The sequence below is a fragment of the Hyella patelloides LEGE 07179 genome (assembly GCF_900659865.1).
Taxonomy (GTDB): domain Bacteria; phylum Cyanobacteriota; class Cyanobacteriia; order Cyanobacteriales; family Xenococcaceae; genus Hyella; species Hyella patelloides.
The window spans coordinates 1-6,020 of record NZ_LR214114.1 but is presented as its reverse complement, the minus strand read 5'-3'; the positions used below and the strand labels follow the sequence as shown (position 1 = coordinate 6,020).

6 protein-coding genes are annotated in these 6,020 nt (G+C 40.9%); all 6 read left to right on the top strand.

The window, feature by feature from the left end:
* Positions 1 to 195: hypothetical protein (locus tag H1P_RS37845; RefSeq protein WP_222427313.1), on the top strand; the 195-nt coding region annotated here is incomplete at its 5' end.
* 239 nt (positions 196 to 434) lie between these two features.
* Complete coding sequence (locus H1P_RS30110) at positions 435 to 716, top strand: hypothetical protein (protein ID WP_144874690.1); 282 nt, start codon at positions 435 to 437, stop codon at positions 714 to 716.
* Positions 717 to 756: 40 nt separating this feature from the next.
* The gene (locus H1P_RS30105; protein ID WP_144874688.1) at positions 757 to 1,281 is read left to right on the top strand and encodes a hypothetical protein; all 525 of its coding nucleotides are present in this window, start codon (positions 757 to 759) and stop codon (positions 1,279 to 1,281) included.
* Positions 1,282 to 1,361: 80 nt separating this feature from the next.
* Positions 1,362 to 1,619: a hypothetical protein gene (locus tag H1P_RS30100; RefSeq protein ID WP_144874686.1), complete on the top strand. Its 258-nt coding sequence runs from the start codon at positions 1,362 to 1,364 to the stop codon at positions 1,617 to 1,619.
* Entirely contained in the window at positions 1,616 to 4,354 is a 2,739-nt protein-coding gene (locus tag H1P_RS30095; protein ID WP_144874685.1) for a VapE domain-containing protein, read from the top strand. Before H1P_RS30100 ends, H1P_RS30095 begins: the two co-directional genes overlap by 4 nt.
* An 89-nt stretch (positions 4,355 to 4,443) precedes the next feature.
* On the top strand, positions 4,444 to 6,020 hold a 1,577-nt coding region (locus tag H1P_RS30090), incomplete at its 3' end, for an ATP-dependent DNA helicase (protein ID WP_246142021.1).

The following is a 6,020-nucleotide window of genomic DNA, read 5'->3' as shown; positions in this document are numbered from 1 at the left end:
TGGGGACAATTAGAGCAAGATGTGGGTAATGCTGTTGCAAGAAGTTTTGTTTGTGTCATTATAAGAATTAAGAATTTATTTGTGAGGAGAGCAGTGGTAATAGGTTGCTCTCCTTTTTATTTGTTTGTAGGCGTTCGTAGTCAGTCAAAGAGACTAGAAAGAAAAATTGCTTCGTGGAGACTGACTCGCTCTTGATTCACGTACTTCTGAACAGGAAAAGATATTCGGTTTTCGGGCGTGCAGTGCTTGGATTGTAATAAATATGAAAGCGAGAGTCTTGATTCCGTCGGGAGGGGGCGATCTCTTTCCCTGTGCCTTTATGCTATAATAATAGCATTAACACGCTATAAATACAAGTTTTAATTGCTAGATAATAGTGTGTTATAGTTCTCTAGTGCGAATAGCATAATAATGCTATAAATCAAGGGGTAACAATGAATCAAACACTAATGAACCCCAAAGTTTTGCAAAACAGGCTTGAATCACTGGGATGGACTCAATATCGTCTGGCTCAAGAGATCGATAAGCTTCGCGGAGCGCAGAAAGGAGCGGGGAACTATACCAGCACAGTTAAAAAAGTTCTGGATAATCCAGAAAAAAGTCAATCAAAAACCTTAGAAGATTTAGTCAAAGCAATGGGAGGTGAACTATTTATTAAATGGAAAAAAACCGAGCCTGTGGTAGTTGATTACGAAGAGGTGAAGTTCAGCGATTAAAGACAGGAAGATCAGTTTTTAAGGCTGATATCTTGAAAGCTTGCGTTCCCAAAAAAGCAAAAACGATCGCGCTCCGACCAAAGAACTGCGATCGCTATTGACCAAAACCGTGTATCTAAAAAAGGAAATGGCTATAAATATGATAACTGAGTCAGAGACAGCCCGTGAGAATCAAATAGGGAAGATAGAAGAAATAGTCAGAGAAATCTTCAGCAAAATCAAATCTTTGTATTTTGCTCTTGAGAAAGAGAAAGATATTACAACCAAGAAAGAGAGAGCCGAATTTTCGGAAATAGAAGCAGTCGCGATTCGGAAAGTAATTCAACGTCATCGAGAAGAATTAAAATCAGATGGGCTGAAAAGTATACGAGGAAAAGCTTTAAAAGATGTTATGGACAAGCTGTCCATAAGTAAAAGAACACCACAATTAACTATTTGGACACCAAGAGCAACCCTATGCTGGGGAATGCTTTTCAAGAGAATCTTTAGTGGCAGTAATACCTGGTCAAACTCAAAATGTTTTCGAGGAGTGACGGACAAACCCCACAGAATTTTCAAGTCTTAGCCACCCCTCAATGAGCAAAATTTTGTCTTCAATCAGAAGCAACACCAGTACTTTGTAGCATACAAGTAGGATAGCATCCCATGAGAAATAGTATACCAGTATTATTCGTCAATATCGCCCAAGAGCAAGGAATGGAGTCGTGGGAATTACCCATCGTAACCGCATACAAAAATCGAGAAGGAGAGTACTCTATCCCAGGATTAACTGCATTTTTAGAAGAGGTCGTCATCGAAGGCATTAGGGATTTGGAGTCGGGAAAAGAAACATCTGTGTTGGGAAGAATTGAAATCGTATCTGCTCGCTCCAGAGCAAGACGAAGAAGAGGGGGTGCATCATGAGTGTATCGACCAGCACTAGCAGTTCTCTTCAAGCTGATTCAATCAAAGAGTGGGTAGAAGGAAGTGGGGTAGAGGGTGCGATCGCCTCTCTGAACATTCACACAATAGAAAACTCCTTTGAAATCGCATCTCTCTTAAACTGGAAATACTATTCAGGTTCGGGTGGATGGTACGTAAAGAGTATCGATCTAGCTACGGGTCAATATAGTTCCTTCGGACAATTCAAACCAGATATCCCTCTTTCATTTCCGAACCAGGAGAAGGCACAGAAATACATCTCATTTCCCAAGGGTGATGGTGTAGAAATAATCTTGTTACTACCAGACATGGACACCTGGGAGAAAATAGCTGATAAATACCAAGTCCCTATCACCCCAGAAGACATCAAAGAGGATAGATTGGATAAGGGATTTTGGTTGTGGGTAGCAGATAACCCCCAACTACCGTTAGAAGTAACAGAAGGAGCGAAAAAAGCAGGATGTTTATTGGCTCACAATTACATTCCTCTTTGTGTAACGGGAGTGTGGAATGGGAAGCAGAAAAAGAAATTAAAAGCTATACCTACCCTCGCACCATTCTTGACCAACGGTAGACCGATACACCTGGTATTCGACTCCGACATCACGGTCAAGCATCAAGTCCAGGAGGCATTAAAACATACGGGATATTTGGCAGCTAAAGAAGGGTGCATCGTCGGAGTAGCAACCTGGGAATATACCGAAGCTACCAAAGGAGTGGACGATTTAATTGTCAACAAAGGAATATCAGCATTTGAAACAGTTATGGACAATCTTACACAATTTAAGGAATGGCTCAAGAGAACAGAAAAACAGTTCAAACAACAACAGCCAGGATTAACTAGATTAGATTCGAGACAACTGATGAACTATATCAGAACCAAGTATCGCGATCGCTTAAAGTTAAACAAACTACAGCAGAAAATAGAACTCGATGGCAAAGAAATTTTACTGGAAGAAGCATATTTGTTGCTTGCTGACCTTGACGGCATTGATTGTACCAAAACCAAAGCATCTGATATCTTTGGCAAGATAGCGATGGAGAATAGTTACAGTCCAGTAGTAACTTACTTAGACACGGTAGCGGACAAAATTACCCCCGTCAGTTTAGAAAATCTAGCTACCCGATATTTCGGAACGGATAACCCTATATATGACATTTTCCTCAAAAGAACCCTGATAGCAGCCGTAGCTAGAGCATATTCTCCAGGCTGTAAACACGATACGACATTAGTACTCCAGGGAAAACAGGGTGCGGGTAAATCCAGCTTTTTTAGTGTACTCGGCGGAGACTGGTTCGATGATTCGATGGGCAACGCAAATAATAAGGATGACTTAATAATTCTTCATAAATCTTGGATTCAGGAGTGGGGGGAGATTGAACGAACGTTCAGTAAAAGGCAATCGGAAGAACTCAAAGCATTCATCACCAGGAGAAAAGATATCTTTCGTCCACCTTATGGACGTTCTGCTCTAGAATTTGCCAGACAGTCGATTATCGTGGGGACTGCTAATGGTAGTGATTTTTTATTGGACTCAACGGGGAACAGGCGTTATTGGATAATTCCTGTAGCCAAAGAGAAAATTGAGATATCCAGACTAACTGAAGAAAGGGATAGAATTTGGTCGGCAGCAGTAAAAGCCTATCGTAATGGTGAACAATGGTGGTTAACAGACTCTGAAGAAAAACTGAGCCAACAGAACAACCAGCAGTTTCAGATAATAGATGAATGGCAGAGTTCGATCGCTAATTATTTGTCAGGCAGAGAAGTTGTATCGATAACAGAGATACTACAGAGAGTAATGGAATTTGAGGTAGGGAAAATTGACAGGCGTTCTCAGATGAGAGTAGCCAATATCTTGACTAATTTAGAGTGGAAAAAAGCAGGTCAGAAACAACATCAAGGTAAAAGACAGGTGGTTTGGCGACCAGCTACACCTCTTTTAAATGAGGAGGGTATAGAGACCCTAAAGGGTACCGCTTCCCTAAAGGACTCGCTCCGCATCGCGCATAAGGTATTGAAAGCTGAAGCGACCTCAGAGCAGGGCTTATCTATACCTACTACACCTTCAATACCTGAAAATAAAAATCTTTTAGGGGATACTCAGCAACAAGAGAAAATCACCCAAAATAAAAAGAGTGAGAGTGAAAAATTAGAAGGTGTAGCAGGTGTCTTAAAACAAGACAGTTTCAGAAATCTAAGTAACTACACCAGTGAAAAAACTCTTACCTTACCTCTCAAACATGAGATTAATTGGCAGAATTATCCATACAATTCTCGTGATGAGTACACCCTGAAAAACCGAGCCAACAAAGTATCCGAGAGGGTATTAAGTTGCAGCACCAGTAACGAGTTAGAAAAACTACTCTTCTCACGAGAAGCCAATAAATTAGAGCTTAATTGGTTGGTGGAGAATTATTTTAGCGAAGCGCAAAAGCAGCAACTTCAAACAATTAAAGCGACGACTCAAACAAATTTGTTTGGCAAATTACAGCCAGAAGAAGTAGAGACGATTGAAATTGATTTTAAGGAGATTAAGGCGGACATGGATGTGATTATGCAAAGTTTGGGCTGGAGTATTGAACAAGGAAAGCAGCACTTAATAGATACTTACGGCAAAAGAAGTAGACTACATTTGACAGATCAAGAATTACTGGAATTTTGGGATTATCTGAAAAATCTAGGCAAAAAAAGCGACGGTAGGGTTGATAGTTGACTATAATGAGAGACCAGAAGCGATCGCGATTTCAGTTTGAGGACTTGTGGCTTAAGGTTAAAGTGAATCTCTAGGCGTGGGGTTTCCGAATGGGGGAAAATAACCATCTCAAGAAATTAAGACAATTATGGTTGTTGGTGCTAGATTCTCTCAGCCCACCAATGACAAAAGCTTTATTTCAACAACACGGGAATCTCTTAGATTTCCAAGGAAACCAGGCAATTGTTGCCTTGAGAACCAGAGCCTTAATTGAAAAGAATCGAGGGAAAATTCCTCATCTTCAATCCGCTTTTTTTAAGGTGACCAAAAAGCAGGTTGCGGTGGAGTTAATTTTAAAAAGCGAATACTCCGCTTCTTCGCCAAGAGAAATCTCTTCTCAGTCAGAGCAGGAGAGGTTACCTCGCGACTCCAAAACCAGGAGCCACGCCATAGCGATTCATGATTCACCATCAACTCTGACTACTGTTGTTCTCTCAAACAAGGGCGAAGTTCATCTAACTCTGGATCAATCAACGGCACTATCTCAACTTATTGAGTTTACCCAAACTCAAGAGAAATTCTTCAGACTGACAGGATTTGCAGGAACGGGAAAAACTGTTCTGATCGCGAGTTATATTCAGTGGTTAGTCAGTGAGGGCATTAACTTTGTCGCAGCAACTCCCACCAATAAAGCAGCCAAAAATCTGGCACAAATTGCCGAAAGTGAGGGTCTTAATCTGTCCGTAAAGACAGTAGCACAATTATTAGGTCAGCAGCCAGTACTGGATGAAGAGACGGGAAGAGAAGTTTTCTTAAGCAAAGAAGAATTGGACTGGTCGGGTTATGGAATCATTATCATTGATGAATTTTCGATGCTCAATCGAGATAATTTTCAAGCGATCGCCTCGGAAGTAAAAAGCTCATTACTCTCAAAGGTAGTATTTGTGGGAGATTCGGCACAATTACCTCCAGTGGGAGAAAGAGAACCGATTGTCAGCACCAGTGATGAAATTCAATCCGCAGCCACTTTAACTCAAGTAGTTCGTTACGACGGAGAGATTGCCAGAGTTGCCCAAGAAATCCGAAGCAACCCCAAGTATTCTCGTACTCTTTACCCATTTACTACAACAAGAGATAGTACTATCCTTTGTTTACCTCAAAAGGAATGGCTGCAACGGGCAGTAGCTCTTTTTGAATCGCCACAATTTAAGCTCAATCCAGATTACGTGAGATTCTTGGCTTGGAGAAACCAAACAGTAGACGGTTTAAATAAGTTTGTTCGCGGAAGGTTATGGGGTAAAGATGCGCCTTCTTACCTGCCAGGAGACAGATTAATAGCTAAAAGACCCCTGTTTAGAGCCAAACCAGGGCAAAAAGGCAAGAATAAGTGGAGAATTGCCCTTAATAACTCAGAAGAAGCGGTAGTAATTGACTTTGGAGAAGAGTGTGAATTACTCTTTCTCGGTCAAATATACAAGTATTGGAAAGTAATGGTTAAACCCGATTGTGGAAAAGAGCAACCCCTCTCCATACTTCATCACGAAAGTCAAAAATTATACAATGAAAAGGTGAAGTATTTGGCGCAAGTTAAACAATGGCAGAGCTATTTCGATCTATCGAGAATGTTTGATGATGTGGGTTATGCGTACAGTTTAACGACACACAAAGCACAAGGAAGTACTATCGA

Bases quoted from the DNA above. Each gene is read 5' to 3' on its own strand.
- H1P_RS30095 (WP_144874685.1), top strand. From the start codon at position 1,616: ATGAGTGTATCGACCAGCACTAGCAGTTCTCTTCAAGCTGATTCAATC.
- H1P_RS30100 (WP_144874686.1), top strand. From the start codon at position 1,362: ATGAGAAATAGTATACCAGTATTATTCGTCAATATCGCCCAAGAGCAA.
- H1P_RS30110 (WP_144874690.1), top strand. From the start codon at position 435: ATGAATCAAACACTAATGAACCCCAAAGTTTTGCAAAACAGGCTTGAA.